The organism is Aeromicrobium sp. JJY06, assembly GCF_044069275.1.
In the GTDB taxonomy this organism is placed as follows: Bacteria; Actinomycetota; Actinomycetes; order Propionibacteriales; family Nocardioidaceae; genus Aeromicrobium; species Aeromicrobium tamlense.
Window position 1 is genome coordinate 1,374,647 of the sequence record NZ_JBIMRD010000001.1, and the last position, 16,831, is coordinate 1,391,477.

At 68.0% G+C, this 16,831-nt stretch carries 19 protein-coding genes; 11 read left to right on the forward strand and 8 right to left on the reverse strand.

Annotated features, from left to right (window positions below; translation table 11 throughout):
* Positions 1-660 carry a GntR family transcriptional regulator gene (locus tag ACGWYL_RS06815; protein ID WP_179427046.1) on the reverse strand — a complete coding sequence of 220 codons (660 nt, stop codon included), beginning with the start codon at positions 658-660 and terminating at the stop codon, positions 1-3.
* Between the two features lie 182 nt (positions 661-842).
* Here ACGWYL_RS06815 and ACGWYL_RS06820 point away from each other — a divergent pair, with 182 nt between their 5' ends.
* From ACGWYL_RS06820 to ACGWYL_RS06860, 9 genes are all read left to right on the forward strand, one after another.
* Positions 843-2,999: an acetate--CoA ligase family protein gene (locus ACGWYL_RS06820; protein WP_395486755.1), complete on the forward strand. Its 2,157-nt coding sequence runs from the start codon at positions 843-845 to the stop codon at positions 2,997-2,999.
* A 50-nt stretch (positions 3,000-3,049) separates the two neighbouring features.
* Positions 3,050-4,030 carry a Bug family tripartite tricarboxylate transporter substrate binding protein gene (locus ACGWYL_RS06825; RefSeq protein ID WP_395486756.1) on the forward strand — a complete coding sequence of 327 codons (981 nt, stop codon included), beginning with the start codon at positions 3,050-3,052 and terminating at the stop codon, positions 4,028-4,030.
* 72 nt (positions 4,031-4,102) lie between these two features.
* The gene (locus ACGWYL_RS06830) at positions 4,103-4,624 is read left to right on the forward strand and encodes a tripartite tricarboxylate transporter TctB family protein (RefSeq protein WP_395486757.1); all 522 of its coding nucleotides are present in this window, start codon (positions 4,103-4,105) and stop codon (positions 4,622-4,624) included.
* A gap of 3 nt (positions 4,625-4,627) precedes the next feature.
* Positions 4,628-6,157, forward strand: a complete 1,530-nt coding sequence (locus ACGWYL_RS06835; protein ID WP_179427038.1) for a tripartite tricarboxylate transporter permease — start codon at positions 4,628-4,630, stop codon at positions 6,155-6,157.
* A gap of 4 nt (positions 6,158-6,161) precedes the next feature.
* Positions 6,162-7,322 carry an acyl-CoA dehydrogenase family protein gene (locus ACGWYL_RS06840; RefSeq protein WP_395486758.1) on the forward strand — a complete coding sequence of 387 codons (1,161 nt, stop codon included), beginning with the start codon at positions 6,162-6,164 and terminating at the stop codon, positions 7,320-7,322.
* Complete coding sequence (locus ACGWYL_RS06845; RefSeq protein ID WP_395486759.1) at positions 7,319-8,338, forward strand: acyl-CoA dehydrogenase family protein; 1,020 nt, start codon at positions 7,319-7,321, stop codon at positions 8,336-8,338. Before ACGWYL_RS06840 ends, ACGWYL_RS06845 begins: the two co-directional genes overlap by 4 nt.
* 70 nt (positions 8,339-8,408) lie before the next feature.
* The gene (locus tag ACGWYL_RS06850; RefSeq protein WP_395486760.1) at positions 8,409-9,194 is read left to right on the forward strand and encodes an enoyl-CoA hydratase/isomerase family protein; all 786 of its coding nucleotides are present in this window, start codon (positions 8,409-8,411) and stop codon (positions 9,192-9,194) included.
* Positions 9,191-10,087, forward strand: a complete 897-nt coding sequence (locus ACGWYL_RS06855) for an enoyl-CoA hydratase-related protein (protein WP_395486761.1) — start codon at positions 9,191-9,193, stop codon at positions 10,085-10,087. Before ACGWYL_RS06850 ends, ACGWYL_RS06855 begins: the two co-directional genes overlap by 4 nt.
* A 22-nt stretch (positions 10,088-10,109) precedes the next feature.
* Entirely contained in the window at positions 10,110-11,081 is a 972-nt protein-coding gene (locus ACGWYL_RS06860) for an NAD(P)H-dependent flavin oxidoreductase (protein ID WP_395486762.1), read from the forward strand.
* Positions 11,082-11,127: 46 nt separating this feature from the next.
* On the opposite strand, the gene ACGWYL_RS06865 is transcribed toward ACGWYL_RS06860, so the two are convergent.
* The 4 genes from ACGWYL_RS06865 to ACGWYL_RS06880 are packed head-to-tail and all read right to left on the reverse strand — an operon-like array spanning position 11,128 to position 13,023.
* Positions 11,128-11,436, reverse strand: coding sequence for a hypothetical protein (locus ACGWYL_RS06865; RefSeq protein WP_395486763.1), 309 nt, complete (start codon positions 11,434-11,436; stop codon positions 11,128-11,130).
* Positions 11,423-11,701 (reverse strand): hypothetical protein, encoded by a 279-nt coding sequence (locus ACGWYL_RS06870; RefSeq protein ID WP_395486764.1) that lies wholly within the window; start codon positions 11,699-11,701, stop codon positions 11,423-11,425. The genes ACGWYL_RS06865 and ACGWYL_RS06870 overlap by 14 nt, the downstream gene beginning before the upstream one ends.
* A complete protein-coding gene (locus ACGWYL_RS06875) occupies positions 11,694-12,419 on the reverse strand; it encodes a DUF6994 family protein (protein WP_395486765.1) in 726 nt (241 codons plus the stop codon). The genes ACGWYL_RS06870 and ACGWYL_RS06875 overlap by 8 nt, the downstream gene beginning before the upstream one ends.
* A 13-nt stretch (positions 12,420-12,432) precedes the next feature.
* Positions 12,433-13,023: a hypothetical protein gene (locus ACGWYL_RS06880; RefSeq protein ID WP_395486766.1), complete on the reverse strand. Its 591-nt coding sequence runs from the start codon at positions 13,021-13,023 to the stop codon at positions 12,433-12,435.
* 196 nt (positions 13,024-13,219) lie between these two features.
* On the opposite strand from ACGWYL_RS06880, the gene ACGWYL_RS06885 reads away from it, so the two are divergent.
* Together ACGWYL_RS06885 and ACGWYL_RS06890 are read left to right on the forward strand one after the other, a co-directional pair.
* Positions 13,220-13,732 carry a helix-turn-helix domain-containing protein gene (locus ACGWYL_RS06885; RefSeq protein ID WP_395486767.1) on the forward strand — a complete coding sequence of 171 codons (513 nt, stop codon included), beginning with the start codon at positions 13,220-13,222 and terminating at the stop codon, positions 13,730-13,732.
* A complete protein-coding gene (locus tag ACGWYL_RS06890; RefSeq protein ID WP_395486768.1) occupies positions 13,732-14,496 on the forward strand; it encodes a DUF6036 family nucleotidyltransferase in 765 nt (254 codons plus the stop codon). The genes ACGWYL_RS06885 and ACGWYL_RS06890 overlap by 1 nt, the downstream gene beginning before the upstream one ends.
* On the opposite strand, the gene ACGWYL_RS06895 is transcribed toward ACGWYL_RS06890, so the two are convergent.
* The 3 genes from ACGWYL_RS06895 to ACGWYL_RS06905 all read right to left on the reverse strand — a co-directional run bounded on the left by ACGWYL_RS06895 (position 14,493) and on the right by ACGWYL_RS06905 (position 16,798).
* Positions 14,493-15,053 carry a potassium channel family protein gene (locus ACGWYL_RS06895; protein WP_395486769.1) on the reverse strand — a complete coding sequence of 187 codons (561 nt, stop codon included), beginning with the start codon at positions 15,051-15,053 and terminating at the stop codon, positions 14,493-14,495. The two genes, ACGWYL_RS06890 and ACGWYL_RS06895, sit on opposite strands and share 4 nt — an antisense overlap.
* A gap of 107 nt (positions 15,054-15,160) precedes the next feature.
* Positions 15,161-16,057 (reverse strand): GIY-YIG nuclease family protein, encoded by an 897-nt coding sequence (locus ACGWYL_RS06900; RefSeq protein ID WP_395486770.1) that lies wholly within the window; start codon positions 16,055-16,057, stop codon positions 15,161-15,163.
* Between the two features lie 51 nt (positions 16,058-16,108).
* Complete coding sequence (locus tag ACGWYL_RS06905; protein WP_395486771.1) at positions 16,109-16,798, reverse strand: hypothetical protein; 690 nt, start codon at positions 16,796-16,798, stop codon at positions 16,109-16,111.
* Positions 16,799-16,831: the final 33 nt, after the last annotated feature.

The window sequence follows — 16,831 nt, forward strand, 5'->3', positions numbered from 1 at the left end:
TCAGCGAGGACGCGACCAGCCGAGCCGCTGCGTGAGCAGGTGCTCGGTGCTGCCGCGGTGCTCGTCGGAGAGCTTGATGAGCGCCTCGTTGTCGCGCGCCTTGACCGCCTCGATGATCTTGTCGTGGTCCTCGTGCACGCGCAGGCGCGAGTCGGCCTGCTGGATGTAGAGGGAGCGGTAGAAGCTCGACATGTACCAGAGCCGGCGGATCTCCTCGCGGACCAGCTTGAGCGGGCTCGGCTCGAAGATGAGGAAGTGGAAGTCGAAGTTCGTCGACTGCCACTCGTCGGGGTCGGTGTTCGCGCTGAGAGTCTTGAGGTGGTCGTTGAGCCGCTTGAGCTCGTCGACGTCGACGGCCGCGAGGTCGACCGTGCGGACGACCTCGGTCTCCAGCAGGCGACGCATCAGGTAGATCTCGGCGAGGTCCTCGCCGCTGAACCGCGCGACGGTGAAGCCCGTGTTGGGCTTGTAGTCCAGGACGCCCTCGGCCTGCAGGGTCGACAGCGCCTCGCGCACGGGGATGCGGCTGACGTTGAGCTGCGCCGCGATCTCGCCCTGGTGCACCTTCTGTCCGGGCAGGAGAGTGCCGGAGATGATCATCTGCCGGATCTCGGTCAGGCAGCGCTGCACTCCCGTCGCGGTCGGGGTGGTCTTCGCCATCGGAACGGCCTCTCAGCAGGTGGGTCGGTCGGTGGTCAGTGCATTCCGAAGCGTATACATGGGTTCGGGACACCTTCCAGGAGTCAAGGATATACATTCTTGCATGTCATTACGCATTCATGGTTGAATGCGGAACGTGTGGTCCAAGCCACACCCCGAGACGTGACGGAAGGACGTCCCCCGTGCCCCATCCTGTTGCCGAAGCTCCCGCCACGGCCGCCAACACCCGCGGCCTCGACGCGCTGTTCGACCCGCGCGGCGTGGCGATCCTGGGCGCCTCGTCCGACCCGACGAAGATCGGCGGCCGTCCGCTGCGCTTCATCAAGGAGTCCGGGTACACGGGCGGCATCTACCCGATCAACCCGAAGTCCGACGAGGTGCAGGGCGTCAAGGCCTACGCCTCGATCGAGGACGTCGACGGCGTCGTCGACCTCGCCGTGATCGCCCTCCCCGCCAAGCACGTCCTCAGCTCGGTGGAGTCCTGCGGCAAGCAGGGCGTCAAGGTCGTCACGATCTTCAGCGCCGGCTTCGCCGAGATGGGCGCCGAGGGTCTCGCCCTGCAGGGCCAGGTGCTCGAGATCGCCGGCCGTTACGGCATGCGCGTGCTCGGCCCGAACTGCATCGGCAGCATGAACGCCGCCAACGGTGCCGTCGGCACCTTCGCCGCCTCGGTGGGTGTCCCGTTCGCCGTCGAGCCGCTGGCCAAGGTCGCGCTCGTCAGCCAGAGCGGCGCCATCGCCAGCGAGTGGGTCGTCAACGGCAAGCAGACCGGCCTGAACTTCGACCCGTGGCTGTCCACCGGCAACGAGGCCGACATCCAGCTGGCCGACGTGCTCGCGCACCTGGCCGCCGACGACTCCGTCGAGATCATCGCCGCCTACCTCGAGGGCTGCCGCGACGGCGAGCGGCTGCGCCAGGCCCTCGCGGTCGCGCAGGAGAACGGCAAGCCGGTCGTCGTCCTCAAGGTCGGCCGCTCCGAGGTCGGCGCCACCGCCGCCGCATCGCACACCGCGTCCCTCGTCGGCTCCGACCAGGTGTTCGACGCGCTGTTCGACCAGTACGGCGTCATCCGCGTGGACTCCATGGCCGAGCTCTTCGACGTCTGCTACGCCCTCTCGGTCGGGAAGCTTCCGCAGGGCGACCGCCTCGGCATCCTCACCGGCTCGGGCGGCATCGGCATCATCGCCGCCGACGAGGCCGCCGAGCAGGGCCTCCAGGTCCCCACGCCGTCGCAGGCGCTGCAGGACGAGCTCAAGGCGATCTGGCCCCCGGCCGGCGTCGGCAACCCGATCGACCTCACCGCGCAGCTGATGAACGACGAGAACCTGCTGCCGTCGTTCGTCGACGCGTGCCTCAAGGACGGCGCGTTCGACTCCATCGTCATGGGCCTGACCTACATGGGGCTGCTCGAGCCGTGGACCGACCTCGTCGTCCGCGCGCTGAGGCTGGCCCGCGAGGCGCACCCCGAGGCGCCGATCTTCGCCACCACGCTCTCGACCCCCGAGGTCAAGCGCGCCGTGGAGGAGCTGGACATCCCCGTCTTCGACGACATCACCAAGGCCGTGCAGATCATGGGCCGCGTCACCGACTACGCGCTGCGCCGCCAGCGCTTCGAGAAGTCGCGTGCCGCCGAGGCCACGCAGGCCCCGGCAGCGTCCGTCCCCGCGCTGCCCGAGGTCTTCACCGAGGTCACCGCCAAGGCGTTCATCGCCGAGGCCGGCGTGCCCGTGGCCCCCGAGGTCGTCGTGTCGTCGGCCGCCGAGGCCGCCGCGGCGCAGGAGCGCGTCGGCGGCCCCGTGGTGCTCAAGGTGGTCTCGCCCGACATCGCGCACAAGACCGAGGTCGGCGGCGTCGTCCTCGGCGTGGCCACCCCCGAGGAGGCCGCGGAGGCGCACGACCGGATCCTCGAGTCGGCCCGCCGCCACGAGCCCGACGCCCGCATCGATGGCGTGCTCGTCGCGCCGATGATCACCGACGGCATTGAGACGATCCTGGGCGTCGTCGACGACCCCACGTTCGGCCCGGTCGTCATGTTCGGGCTCGGCGGCATCTTCGTCGAGGTCCTCAAGGACGTCACCTACCGACTCGCCCCGTTCGGTCTGGAGACCGCACACGAGATGATCCGCGAGATCCGCGGCTCGGCGATGCTCGACGGCGTGCGGGGCGCGGCCCCGGCCGACGTCGACGCGCTGGCGGGCGCACTCGTCGCCCTCTCGAACGTGGCCGCGGAACACCGCAGCCGCTTCGACAGCATCGAGGTCAACCCCTTCCTCGTGCGTCCGCAGGGCCACGGCGCTGCAGCCCTCGACGCCCTCATCACCGAGCGCGTCACCCCCTGATCGCCATCCGGCGACACCTTGATCCCCCCACCCATCACAGGAGAAACACGATGAAGAAACTCAGCTTCGCAGCCCTCGCCGGCGTGCTGGCGGTGTCGATGGCCGCGTGCGGCGACTCGGCCTCCAGCGGTGACGCCGAGGACTACCCGGCCGGTGACATCACCATGGTCGTCGCGTACGCCGCCGGTGGCCCGACCGACCTCGCCGGTCGCGCCGTCGCCAAGCAGTTCGAGAAGGACCTGGGCGTCTCGGTCGTCGTGGAGAACCTCGAGGGTGCCTCCGGCGCCGTCGGCTCGGCGAAGGTCATCAACAGCAAGCCGGACGGCCTGACGCTCGGCACGACCACCGCGTCGGCCATCAGCCGCGTCCCCACCATCGAGAAGGTCGGCTTCGAGGCCGGCGACGGCACCCCGATCGGCGTCGTCACCGAGTCGCCGGGCGTCTTCTTCGTCAAGGAGGACTCGCCCTACAAGACGTTCGACGACCTCCTCGCCGACGCCAAGAAGCGTCCGGGCAAGATCACCGTCGGCGCCGCCGGCGCCCAGACCCCGCAGGCCGTCGAGCTGCTGCGCATGGGCACCGAGTACGACACCGAGTTCAAGCTCGTGCCGTTCCAAGGCGACGCCCCGGCCCTGACCGGTCTGCTCGGCGACAACGTCGACGTCATCATCCCGTCGTACAACGAGCAGGTCCGCGCCCAGCACGAGGCCGGCAAGATCCGCCCGCTCGCGGTCATGGGTCCCGACCGCAAGGAGTACCTCGGCGACACGCCCACGCTGGCCGAGTCGGGCTTCGACAAGCTGACCTACGGCATCTCGTCCTTCATCATCATCGCGCCGAAGGACACGCCGGAGGAGATCGTCACCAAGCTCGAGGACTCCCTCGAGACCGCGCTGGAGGATCCCGCGACCCGCAAGGCCGCCGGCGAGCTCAACGTCCCCTCCGAGTTCATCGGCTCGGAGGAGCTCCAGCAGAAGATCGACGACGAGGTCAAGGACCTGACACCGGTCCTGAAGCAGCTCTTCGGCTGATCAGCCGTGGTGGGTCCGGACCGTGCGCGGTCCGGGCCCACCGTTCCCGATTCCACCTGACAGGACCTCGACATGACCGACATGACCGAAGAGCAGGCCGCGGTGCCCGAGAGCCCTCCCGCGACCACGCGCGGCACCGGCTGGCTCGCCTCCAAGGTGCCGCTGGTGGTCGCCATCGCGATCGCGGTGGTCTTCCACCTGCAGACCAGTGAGATGGAGGTCGGCACGCTCACCGAGCCCGGCCCCGGCTACTGGCCCCGCGTGCTGATCGTCAGCATCATCGTCGTCTCGCTGCTCGGCTTCGTGATGGACATGAGCGACGGGATCGAGACGTTCGAGCTCGGCGCCACGGCGCGCGTGCTCGGGGGCTTCGCGACGCTCGTCGTCTTCACGCTGATGTTCGAGCAGACCGGCTCGATCCTGGCGGGCTTCGTCTTCCTCATGCTCTGGCTCAAGGGCCTCAACGGCGAGAGCTGGCGCATGTCGCTGGCGATCGCCGTCGTCGCGCCGCTGGCCAGCTACCTGCTCTTCGTCACCGCGCTCGGCGTCCGCCTGCCCGAGGACATCGTCGCCAGCCTGTGGGGAGGTCGCTGACCCATGGACTCGCTGACCAACCTCATGTCGGGCTTCGGGGTCGTCTTCACCCCGGAGAACCTGCTCTTCGTCTTCCTCGGCGTCACGATCGGCACGATCATCGGCGTGCTGCCGGGTCTCGGTCCGACCGCCACGATCGCACTGCTGCTGCCGATCACGTACTCGATCACGCCCGAGGCCGCGATCATGATGCTCGCGGGCGTCTACTACGGCTCGATGTACGGCGGCACGATCACCTCGGTCCTGCTGCGCATCCCGGGCGAGGCCGCGAGCGCGATCACCGCGCTCGACGGCTACGAGATGACCAAGCAGGGACGCGGCGGACCAGCCCTCGGCATCGCCGCGATCGGCTCCTTCATCGGCGGCACGATCGCCATCATCGGTCTGGCGCTCATCGCCCCGGCCGTCGCCGCCGCCGCGCTGCGCTTCGGACCGCCCGAGTACGCGGCCATCACGATCCTCGGCCTGGTGCTGGTGACCTACCTCGGCACCAAGTCCACGGTGAAGAGCGTCATCGCCGCGCTGTTCGGCCTGCTGCTCGCCGCCGTCGGCCCCGACCCGATCCAGGGCACGTCGCGCTTCAGCTTCGACATGCCCGAGCTGATCTCCGGCCTCGACCTCGTCGCCATCGCGATGGGCATGTTCGGCATCGGCGAGATCATGTACAACCTCGAGAAGCGCCTCACCAGCTCGGGCACGATCGGCACGATCGACCGCATCCTGCCGACGAAGCAGGACTGGAAGGACTCGCGCGGACCGATCGCCCGCGGCACGATCCTGGGCTTCCCGATCGGCATCCTGCCCGGCGGTGGCGGCGTCATGAGCTCGCTCGCCTCGTACGCGGTGGAGAAGAAGGTCGCGAAGGACCCGAGCCGCTTCGGGAAGGGCGCGATCGAGGGCGTCGCCGGTCCCGAGACCGCGAACAACTCCTCGTCGATCTCGGCGTTCATCCCGCTGCTGACGCTGGGCCTGCCGTCCAACGCCGTCCTCGCGCTGATCCTCGGCGCGCTGATGATGCAGGACATCACGCCCGGCCCCGGCATGATCGACGAGCACCCCGAGCTGTTCTGGGGCGTCATCGCCTCGATGTTCATCGGCAACCTGATCCTGCTGGCGCTCAACCTGCCGTTCGTCGGCCTGTTCGTGCAGCTGCTGCGCGTGCGCATTGGCATCATCGGCGGCGTCGCGCTGCTGATCACGCTCATCGGCGTCTACACGATCAGCTACACGCAGTTCGACATGTGGGTCATGATCATCGCCGGCTTCGTCGGCTACCTCATGCGCAAGACCGGCTTCGAGCCCGCGCCGCTGGTGCTGGCGTTCGTGCTCGGCAGCGTCATGGAGATCGCGTTCCGCCAGTCGCTGCTGATGTCGGACGGCTCGCTGTCGATCTTCGTCACCCGCCCGATCTCGGGCACCATCATCGCCGTCGTCGCACTCGTCATCGTGACCTCGGTCGTCGGCGCCATCCGCCGTCGCCGCGGTCAGGGCAACGGGATCATCGACATGACCAAGCAGCTCGCGGAGGACTGAAACCATGGACCTGAACTTCACCCCCGAACAGCAGGCGTTCCGCGCGGAGCTGCAGGAGTGGTTCGCCGCGAACGGCCCGAAGGGTCGCCTCGACAGCCCGTACTCCGAGCCCGGATTCAGCCAGCACCTGGAGTGGGAGAAGGCGCTCTTCGAGGCCGGCTACGCCGCGCCGGGCTGGCCGAAGGAGGTCGGCGGCATGGGTGCCGACGCCTGGGACCAGCTGATCTACGACGAGGAGTACGCGCGGTTCCGGCTGCCCGAGCGCCTCAACAAGATGGGCCTCGTGCACGGCGGCCCCACCGTCGAGGCGCACGGCACCGACGAGCAGAAGCAGCGCTTCCTGCCCGGCATCCTCAACTGCGAGGACATCTGGTGCCAGGGCTTCTCCGAGTCCGGCGCGGGCAGCGACCTGGCCGCGATCCGCACCACGGGCCGCATCAACGGCGACACGATGGTGGTCGACGGCCAGAAGATCTGGACCTCGCAGGGCATCATCGCCACCACGATGTTCGCGCTCGTGCGCACCGATCCCGCCGCCAAGGGCCACAAGGGCCTGACGTTCGTCATCATCGACCTGCGCTCGCCGGGTGTGGAGATCCGGCCGCTGGGGCAGCTGCACGGCAACCCGGGCTTCGCCGAGGTGTTCTTCGAGAACGTCGAGGTGCCGATGGAGAACGTGATCGGCGAGGTCGGCGACGGCTGGCGCGTGGCCGGAACGTCGCTGCAGCTCGAGCGCGGCACGGGCCGCGGCACGCACACGCGCCTGGAGCAGGCGCTGGTCGACCTCGCCCGCGACACGGGTGAGCGCGGCTCGGAGGGCCAGGTCGAGGAGCTCGGCCGGCTCGCCGCCTGGACCTTCGCGTACGAGCAGGCCACGTACGCGGCGACGCACGAGATCGCCACGGGCCGCACCGGCCCGGACGTCTCCAGCATCCAGAAGATGCTCTACACCCAGATCCACACGGCGGTCCACGAGCAGCACCTCGCGGTGCTCGGCGCGGACGCCGAGGTCATGACCGACCACGGTCCCGACGGCGAGATGTTCGGCATGCGCCGCAACTACTGGCACGGGCGGGGCGCCGAGATCTACGCCGGGTCCAACGAGATCCAGCGCAACATCATCTCCGAGCGGATGCTCGGACTGCCGAAGGAGCCGCGCGGATGAAGATCGCATTCGAACCCGAGCAGCAGGACCTCGCGACGTCGTTCGACCAGGCCGTGGCGGCCGAGGTCGACGTCGAGGCCCTGCGGGCGCTGTGGACCACCGAGACCGGTCGATCGGAGAAGCTCCGCGCGACGATCGCGCAGCTCGGCCTGACCACGATCCTCGTTCCGGAGGAGTTCGAGGGCTACGGCGGCACGCTCGTCGACCTCGCCCTCGTGCTGGAGCGCGTCGGCTACCACGCGGTGCCGGCCGCGATGGTCGAGTCGCTCGTCACCGCGCCGGTCGCGCTGACCGTCGCGGGCTCGCCCGAGCAGCAGGCGGCCTGGCTGCCGAGGCTGGCCGACGGCTCGGCCACGGCGACGGTCGCGCTGCGTGGACTGGCCTCGGTGCCGGACGCGCACGTCAGCGACGTGCTGATCTTCCGCGACGGCGACGAGCTGAAGCTGGTCGAGACGTCCGCGTGCGAGCTGACCCCGCTGCGGTCGATGGACCCGTCGCGCCGCCAGTTCGCGGTGACCGTGCCCGAGGGCGCGGCCCAGGTGCTGCCCGGTGGCGGCGTCGAGGCCGTCCTCGCCCACGAGGCCGCGGCGTCGGCAAGCGTCCTGATCGGCCTCAGCCGCCGGATGCTCGACGAGACCGTCGCCTACGCGAAGGTGCGCGAGCAGTTCGGTCGCGTCATCGGCTCGTTCCAGGCCGTGAAGCACCAGTTGGCGGACGCGGTCGCGAACGTCGAGCTGGCCGCGTTCGCGGTGCACGCCGCCGCGGCGAAGGTGGCCGACGGAGCGCCCGACGCGCTCACCGCCGCTCTGGCCGCCCGCATCGTGGCGGTCGAGGCCGAGTTCGAGGCCAACCGCGCCTCGCTCCAGCTGCACGGCGGCATCGGCTTCACGTGGGAGCACCACCTCCAGCTGTGGCTCAAGCGCGGCAAGGCGCTCGAGCAGGCCCACGGCGGCCTCACCGAGCTCACCGCGGCCCTCGGCCGCGCCACCATCGACTCCGCGAAGGCCACCGCATGACCCCCGGCGATCGAGTGACGGCGAGCGCAGCGAGACGTCGTATCGAGATCACGTTCGAGAGGAAGACCGCATGAGCAACGACGACATCCTCCTCGAGGTCGAGGACCAGATCGCGACGATCACCCTCAACCGCCCGCACCGCAAGAACGCGCAGACGGCCGACGGCTGGGCGCTGCTCCACGACCACCTCCGCACGATCTCCTACGACGACTCGATCCGCGCCGTGGTGCTGACGGGCGCCGGCGACGCGTTCTGCGCGGGCGCGGACATCGGCGGCGGACCGGCGGCGGGCCACCCGCTGACGCGGGTGCGCAACATCAGCCGCACGCCCGAGGCGCTCTACAGCCTGAACAAGCCGACGATCGCGAAGGTCAAGGGCGCGGCGGTCGGCGCGGGCTTCAACATGGCGCTGTGCTGCGACTTCGTCGTGGCGTCGTCGACCGCGAAGTTCTCCGAGATCTTCGCCCAGCGCGGCCTGAGCCTCGACTTCGGCGGCGCGTGGCTGCTGCCGCGGCTCGCGGGTCTCCAGCAGGCGAAGCGCCTGGCGTTCCTCGCCGACTTCGTCACCCCGGAGGAGGCGAAGGAGCTCGGCCTCGTCACCTGGGTGAAGGAGCCCGACGAGATCGACGGCTTCGTCGCCGACCTCGCCGACCGCCTCGCCGCGATGCCCCCGATCGCGATCGCGCAGAACAAGGACCTCCTGCACAACGGCGTGGTCCAGTCGTTCCGCGACGTGCTCGACAACGAGGCCCGCGCGCAGGCGATCAACTACGCCACCGACGACGCGCCGGCCGCGTTCAAGGCCTTCGCCGACAAGACCGAGGCCGAGTTCACCGGGAAGTGGTCGATCACGTGAGCGTTCCCGAGTTCGAGCAGATCACGCTGACGCTGGCCGACCGCGTCCTGGAGCTGCGCCTCAACCGGCCCGATCGGATGAACGCGTTCACGCCGGTCATGCGCACCGAGATGGTCGAGGCCCTCGACTGGGCCGAGGCGAACGACGACGTGCGCGTCGTCATCGTCACGGGGGAGGGGCGGGCGTTCTGCGCCGGCGCCGACCTCGGTGGCGCGGGCGACAAGCCCTTCTCCTACAGCGGCGACGGCATGCGCAACGACCGCTCGGACGCCGACGAGATCGCGGGTCTGCCGCGCGACGGCGGCGGCGTGGTGACGCTGCGCCTGGCCTCGTTCCCGAAGCCGGTCATCGCCGCGATCAACGGCGCTGCCATCGGCGTGGGCATCACGATGACCCTGCCGATGGACATCCGGATCGCGTCGACGAAGGCGAAGTTCGGCTTCGTGTTCGCGCGCCGCGGCATCGCGCCGGAGGCCGTCTCGAGCTGGTTCCTGCCGCGCGTCGTCGGGATCTCGCAGGCCTCGGAGTGGGCGCTGACGGGTCGCGTGTTCGAGGCCGACGAGGCGCTGCGCGGGCGGCTGGTGTCGCGCGTCGTGGAGCCCGAGGACGTGCTCCCGACCGCGCACTCCATCGCGCGCGAGATCGCCGACAACACCTCGGGCGTCGCCGTCGCGGCCACGCGCCGGATGCTGTGGTCGCAGCTGACGCAGGACGACCTGTGGGAGACCCACAAGCTGGAGACCCAGACGATCGCCGCACTCAAGCAGGGACCCGACGCCAAGGAGGGCGTCGCGTCGTTCCTCGAGAAGCGCGACGCCGTGTTCACCGGCAGGTTGGACACCGACCTGCCCGATGCCGTTCCCGACTGGCCGGTCCGCCCGGCCGCCGACTGAATCCCCCCTCGAAGGAGCCCTCATGCTGAAGACCCGTTTCACCGAGACGTTCGGTGTCACCCATCCGATCGTCCAGGGCGGGATGCAGTGGGTGGGGCGCGCCGAGCTGGCCGCCGCCGTCTCCGACGCGGGCGCGCTGGGCATCATCACGGCGCTGACGCAGCCGACCCCGGAGGCGCTGGCCGGTGAGATCGCGAAGGCGCGCGAGCTGACCGACAAGCCGTTCGGCGTGAACCTGACGATCCTGCCGTCGATCAACCCGCCGCCGTACGACGAGTACCGTCACGCGATCGCCGAGTCGGGCGTGAAGATCGTGGAGACCGCGGGCGCGAACCCCGAGCCGCACATGCCGTTCTTCAAGGACCACGGCATCAAGGTCCTCCACAAGTGCACGAGCGTCCGGCACGCGCTGCGCGCCGAGAAGGTGGGCGTCGACGGCGTCTCCATCGACGGCTTCGAGTGCGCCGGCCACCCGGGCGAGGACGACATCCCCGGCCTCGTGCTGATCCCGGCGGCCGCCGACAAGCTCTCGATCCCGATCATCGCCTCGGGCGGCATCGCGGACGAGCGTGGCCTCGTCGCGGCCCTGGCGCTGGGCGCCGACGGCGTGAACATGGGCACCCGCTTCATGAGCACGCAGGAGTCGTGGATCCACCAGAACGTCAAGGACCGCATCGTCGAGGCCACCGAGCGCGAGACCTCGCTGATCTTCCGCCCGCTGCGCAACACCGCGCGCGTGGCCCGCAACGAGATCAGCACCAAGGTCGTCTCGATGCTCGACGAGGGCGCCCAGTTCGAGGACATCCGCGAGCTGGTCGCCGGCGTCCGCGGCCGCGAGGTCTACGAGTCTGGTGATCTGGATGCCGGCGTCTGGTCCGTCGGCATGGTCCAGGGCCTCATCCAGGACGTCCCCTCGGCCCGCGAGCTCGTCGAGCGCATGGTCTCCGGCGCCGAGCAGATCATCAACGGCCGCCTGGCCGGCTTCGTCAACTGACGCTGCGAACGAAGGGCCCGGCCGAAACGGCCGGGCCCTTCGTCGTTCAACCCGTGTGCGGAGACCTGCGGAGTCGCTCAGCGCGATGACGCAGCGCCTGCGGCCGTCGGGCGTCCGTAGCGATATTGCCGAGCTCAACGCTGAGTGCCTCGGAAGGAACACCTTGTTCGAGCCACTTCATGGCGTGGGCAGGCCAGTAGTCCATGGGCCACGCCAACGCGTACCTGATGAGTTCGACAGGGTCGTATTCACGCGGGTCGCCTTCGGCGAAGTCGCCCTCGAGGTCAATGATGTGTTTCAACAGGTCATCCGCCTCGGCGTTGAGAGAGTCGTCGCGCCCGTTACCAGTCGTCACGGCGAACCCGCTTGTCCATGAGGATCGCCCAGGTGTACGCGGATCCCTGGCGGTCCTTGATGTCGCTCGGACGGTCGGCGGGCATCGCGGCGGTGGCCTTCGCGAAGTTGGTGCGTGAGAGTGAGCGGTTGATCTCGCGCCCGTCCCTCGTCACTCGGAGGTAGTCGCCCGGGACTCGGTAGGTGAACGGCAGCCCGGTGGCCGTCGTGAACTCCTCGCCGGCGCAGCGCCGGATGCGCTCCCAGACATCGATGAACTCACTCATGTCGCCAGTCTTGCTGGTCTCGCGTCTGTAGGGCGGCGATTTCTATGCGGGCATTTCTCCCAGTGATGAACAGCACGGTGCGTTCGCGGTAAGCGGTGTAGGCAGCAAGGTCGCGCGGTAGGGCCGGGGTTCGGAAGTCGTCGAATGGGAAGAAGAATTCGACCGCTCCTGTTGGCGACACCAAGTCTTGTAAGAGGAAGGAATCCACGTAGCCGCGGAACTCACCGAAGAGATTGAAGAAGTCCGCGTATCTGTTCAACGTGTCCGACAGCGGACTGGGAAGTCCCAGGTAATGCCGGCGGATGCACTCCAGGGTGAGATCCATGCGGTCCTTGATGCGGGGATGGAATCCGCGTGCACCATTCAGGGTCTGCTTCCCGCCGACACGATGTGCAGGCCAAACGATGAAGCCGCCCACCGTGTAGGCGAGCCGGACGAAGTCCGCGACGTCCGCTTCCTCGCACTGTCCGACGATTGGCTGCATCGCAGCCTGGGTCGTGAACGTGGGGATGATCGAATCGCTGGACAACCAGAACTCACCAATCGCCGAGTCGTGGTGAAGGTAGACGCCAGGCGTGCTGATGTCCAGGTCGAACGCGGTGCCGTCGGGGAGCGGCCTGCTCCACAACAACTGGTGGTAGCCGCGCAACGTCGCGCTGAAGGAGTCTGGGTCCCTTCCGCCAGCGTCGAGCCGCACGTCGAACGTGGTGTCGATCATTCGTGGACCGGCGCTACTTCCACATCTTGCGGGCCGGTGGGAACCCCGCACGGATGTGGAGGCTGGTCGCATCGGAACGCTGGGTGCCGCCGCTCAGGTCGAATCCGACCTTCTTGAGCTGCAGGCCGAGCGCTCCGTCGACCGAGTGCGTGCGGCTGTTCCTGATGTTGATCACGATCTCCCTGGCGCCGTTCTCCAGGACACTGCTGACCGCTGCTGCAAAGCCGGGTTCGTTCGGCCTACGCAGGGGGCGCGGGTCACGCGGCGAGCTTCCAGCGCCCTCATGGCGGAAGTCGAATCCGCTGTTCTCCACCCGACGCTGCTTCAGTTCCGCTCCCTTGCGCAAGACCTTTGCTCGCACGCCGCGCCGGACGACGACCTCTTGAAAGGTCTCGCAGACGATCGTTGACGCGCCGAGGGTGTTCATGATGCGTATGGCTTCGTTGTACCGGTCGCGAAGAGACCACTCGTCGTACTCACCGAATGGCACCAGAAAGGGCCCGGCCTCGCTTTGGACGGGCACATAGACGAGCCCGGGGCGAATCACACCTTCGGAGGAACGGATGCCGTTCGCGGAGTCCAGAGGTACTTGATGCAGCTCCATTCGACCCTTGAGGTCGACAGGTCTGTCTTCGTACTACGCGACTAGTTCGCTCATCGGTCGTTGGTCCCCGCTCGCTCGGTGTGTTGTTCGAGGCTAATTGGTGGTGGTGAGCACCGTGAGTGGTTCGCCGCACGATCACACAGCAAAGGCGACGGACTCGCTCGGTGGGTATAGCAAAAAGTGCTATGCTCGTGACATGAGCGACGGACGCGACGCGCTGCGGAGGGTGATGCGCGAGACGCGCACGACGCAAAGTGGTCTCGCGCGAATGTCCGGCGTGCACCAACCCAGCATCAGTGGCTTCCTGTCGGGGAGGGTCGATATGAGTGACGACATGCTCGATCGCCTGCTGTCCTGCTTGGGATATCAGCTCGAGGTCGTCCGGCGTCCTGTCCGACCCGAGCTCACCCGGTCCTCGGAGCGTTCTTGGCGTCTCCACCGCCAGCTCTCGACTCATCTGACACGGGACTCCTTTGACGAGTGGATGCCCGTCATCGAACGCAACCTTGGTCGCTTGAGCGGCAGCGTTCAGGGCCAGCCGCACGAGCGCAATCTGGAGCGCTGGCGTGAGTTGGTGAGCCAAGGGGACCTGCCACGGATCCGCCGTGTGATGACCGGACTCGACACGGATTCGATCGAGATGCGCGAGGTCTCGCCCCTCGGCGGCATCCTGAGCCAGGAGGAGCGCCGGGAGGCGCTTGCAGCCTGATGCGCCGGGATCAGCTGGAGCACGCGATCCGCACCGCGTGCCAGATCATCGGGACTTCAGAGATCATCATTGTCGGTTCCCAGGCGATCCTGGGGACCTTCAACGAGGACGAACTTCCCGCGGCGGCGACGATGTCGGTTGAGGTCGACGCTCTCCCGATCGCGGAGACCAACGAAGAGATCGCCGCGCTCGCCGACCAGATCGAGGGCGTGGCCGGAGAGTGGTCGTCCTTCGAGGAACAGCACGGCTTCAGCATCGACGGTGTCGACCTGACCACGGCCGTGCTCCCACAAGGTTGGAGGGAGCGGCTCGTCAAGGTTCAGAACGCAAACACGGCCGCGCCGGGTGGCCAGCCGCAGTTCACGGGCTGGTGTCTGGACAAGGAGGACCTGTGCGTTTCGAAGCTCTGTGCCTACCGCGAGAAGGACCTCAACTTCGTGGCGGCGCTTCTTGACGCGCGCTTGGTGGCTGCAGACGTGCTCATCGACAGACTGCGGATGGTCCCCGAGGAACACGCATCGGAGGCGGAGCGTGCGACGAACTGGGTCGCGGCGCTGCCAAACGATGACGCAGACCGTTACGACTATCGGTTGGAATGGTCAGCCGACGACGCGGCCTTCGTCGCAACGTGTGCCGAGTTCCCGTCGCTGTCCTGGGCGGCGACATCGCCGGAGAGTGCTCTTCTGGGTCTCAAATGTTTGGTGCGGGAAGTCATCGAAGACTTGAGGCGAGCCGGAGAACCTGTGCCGATGCCACGACGCTAATCGAGGGAGGACTCGCGCTCCGCCTGAGCCCGACCGATGAGCCACGTGGCCACCGAGGCGGTGACCGCCCCGACCAGTCCGATTCCCACGACCATTAGCACGACTGCGACGACTCGTCCTTCGAGGGTCACCGGGAAGTGGTCGCCGTAGCCCACCGTGGTGACGGTCGTGCACGCCCACCAGACTGCGTCGCCGAAGGTGGTGATGTTGGCGCCGGTCGCGTCCTGCTCGGCGTCGAGGACAGCGAGTGCGCCGAGTCCCACCGAGACGGCGGCGGCGCCGGAGACGTATACGAGGACTCGCCCGGCAAGAGAGTTCGCTGCGGAACGGTCGAGAATGCGCACCAGAGCAAGGAGGCGCAGCATGCGAAGCGGCCTGAGCATCGGGACCACGACCAGGGCGACGTCGTACCAGTGGCGGATCGCGTACTCGGCGCGGTGGCCGCGGGGCACCAGGGCGAGGCGGATGGCGAGGTCGGCGGCAAAGGCCACCCAGACCGTCCACGTGACGACAGTGAAGAAAGCCTGCAGGTCGTTGTCCATGCGGGGGTCGAGCACGGGCCAGGCGTAGGCGACGAGAAACGCCAGAGCCAGGCCTATGAGCGGGACCTCCGTGCGACGCTCCCATCGAGCGACGCGTGCATCTGCGTTGAGAGTCACGTTCATCAGTTCCGGTTCAGTCCGAACTCGCGTGTCAGCAGTGCCCTCTTGTAGTGCGACTCGGCGGCGTCAACCTCGGAGGTGGAGGTGCTGGGACCGAACACCCGCAGAATGCTGAAGACGAAGTTTCTCGCGTGGTCCGTCCTGACCCTGTCGGTGCCGACGCTCTCGAAAGCCAACTCCCTCAGCGCGACGTTTCCGCCGTGACCGTCCTTCGCGTAGCTGGTCCAACGACCGAGGATGCGTTCGCTTCCATCCGCCTTGCCGACGTAGTGCTTCCCGTTGGTCGAGTCGGTGATCAGGTAGATCCCCTGGACCTCTCTAAGGGCAGCGCGCCAGTCCTCGTACCGGTGGTCGTCCACCATGTCTTGCATCTCGTGGAAAGTGAGCCGCACGCGGTCGAATCCGGGGAAGGCGACCTTGTCGCGGTCCGCGATCTCCAACACGGGCAGGCCGGCCGCGCTCGACGCGCGGCGGTGCCAGTTGCGAGGGTTGCTCCATTCGACGACCAGCCGATCACGGAGCGGAGCAAGGAACTCGCTGGGTTGAAGGTCGAAGGAGCGGTTCGTGTCGGTCCGTTCGGACAGGACTTCACCTGAGTTCTCGAACGTCCCGTACAGCCTCGACCTGCGCTTGCCGTCGGCTATCAGCACTACCCAGTAGCGGGGCGGCTCGGCGGGGAACCGTCGGGTCGAAAGGTCCTGTTCCCGCGTGTACGCGAGGACTCGCTCGGGTGTGAGGTCCTCAGGACCCTGCAGCCCGTCATGTCCGCCGGGCTTGAAGCTGTGCCGGATGACGTGAATGTCCTCCAAGTCGATCGGTGGATCGTGCTCAGCGCCGATGCTCGAGAGGACGTGGCCCAACTTCAGGCTTCCGCCGAGCGACGGTTCCGGATCAAGCATGAGGAAAGGCTAGGGCCGTCGGCGGACATCCGGGGCGCGTTCCGGCAGGGCTCACTTCGCGGCGGCCTGGGCCTTCTTCACGGCCTTGCGAGCCACGACCTCGAAGTCCTGAGGCGACATGCTGCCGCCGATCTCGTACGTGGCGAGCATGACGAGAGTTCGGCCGACCCGGACGATCACCATCGGGACGTCGATGACCTGCCCGCCCGAGCTGGAGCGCAGCTTCAGCGCCACCGTGTCGTCGCCGAGCTTGGGAAAGGCCATGCTGGAGGGTTGGTACGTGATGGTCATGCCCTGAGCCGTCTCGGTGTAGGAGGGGCAGTCCTCGAGCACCTTCCGGAGCGACTTCATCTCCTTCAGGACCTCGCGCTTCGGTCGCGAGAGCACCGACTGGCTCAGGAAGGGGCCGTTCTCGCTCAGCGAGAAGTAGACGTCACCCGTGCCGGACGCCGAGATGTCGTCGTCCAAGGTCTGCGTCAGCGTCTTGCACGCCGGGTGAGAGGAGTCCCTCCGCACGTCGGACCCGCCGGCGGGGTCGGGAGCGGGGGCGACGCTCCATCCGTCGGGAAGGTCCTTCACGGTGAGCAGCGCCTTCTCGATCTGGTCCTCCGAGAGGAGCTTGCGAGGGGCCTCCTCGACGACGGTCCCGTACTTCTTCGGGTCGACGTCCGGGCTGGAGGGTCCGCACGCTGCGAGGACCAGGGCGGACGCAACGGCGACGGCGGCGAGAACGGACTTCACTCACGAGAGCCTAGGTTCGTCCTCGCCGCCTGT

Bases quoted from the DNA above. Each gene is read 5' to 3' on its own strand.
- ACGWYL_RS06885 (WP_395486767.1), top strand. From the start codon at position 13,220: ATGAGCGACGGACGCGACGCGCTGCGGAGGGTGATGCGCGAGACGCGC.
- ACGWYL_RS06870 (WP_395486764.1), bottom strand. From the start codon at position 11,701: ATGAGTGAGTTCATCGATGTCTGGGAGCGCATCCGGCGCTGCGCCGGC.
- ACGWYL_RS06815 (WP_179427046.1), bottom strand. From the start codon at position 660: ATGGCGAAGACCACCCCGACCGCGACGGGAGTGCAGCGCTGCCTGACC.
- ACGWYL_RS06845 (WP_395486759.1), top strand. From the start codon at position 7,319: ATGAAGATCGCATTCGAACCCGAGCAGCAGGACCTCGCGACGTCGTTC.
- ACGWYL_RS06890 (WP_395486768.1), top strand. From the start codon at position 13,732: ATGCGCCGGGATCAGCTGGAGCACGCGATCCGCACCGCGTGCCAGATC.
- ACGWYL_RS06900 (WP_395486770.1), bottom strand. From the start codon at position 16,057: ATGCTTGATCCGGAACCGTCGCTCGGCGGAAGCCTGAAGTTGGGCCAC.
- ACGWYL_RS06850 (WP_395486760.1), top strand. From the start codon at position 8,409: ATGAGCAACGACGACATCCTCCTCGAGGTCGAGGACCAGATCGCGACG.
- ACGWYL_RS06875 (WP_395486765.1), bottom strand. From the start codon at position 12,419: ATGATCGACACCACGTTCGACGTGCGGCTCGACGCTGGCGGAAGGGAC.
- ACGWYL_RS06835 (WP_179427038.1), top strand. From the start codon at position 4,628: ATGGACTCGCTGACCAACCTCATGTCGGGCTTCGGGGTCGTCTTCACC.
- ACGWYL_RS06825 (WP_395486756.1), top strand. From the start codon at position 3,050: ATGAAGAAACTCAGCTTCGCAGCCCTCGCCGGCGTGCTGGCGGTGTCG.
- ACGWYL_RS06860 (WP_395486762.1), top strand. From the start codon at position 10,110: ATGCTGAAGACCCGTTTCACCGAGACGTTCGGTGTCACCCATCCGATC.
- ACGWYL_RS06830 (WP_395486757.1), top strand. From the start codon at position 4,103: ATGACCGACATGACCGAAGAGCAGGCCGCGGTGCCCGAGAGCCCTCCC.
- ACGWYL_RS06840 (WP_395486758.1), top strand. From the start codon at position 6,162: ATGGACCTGAACTTCACCCCCGAACAGCAGGCGTTCCGCGCGGAGCTG.
- ACGWYL_RS06880 (WP_395486766.1), bottom strand. From the start codon at position 13,023: ATGGAGCTGCATCAAGTACCTCTGGACTCCGCGAACGGCATCCGTTCC.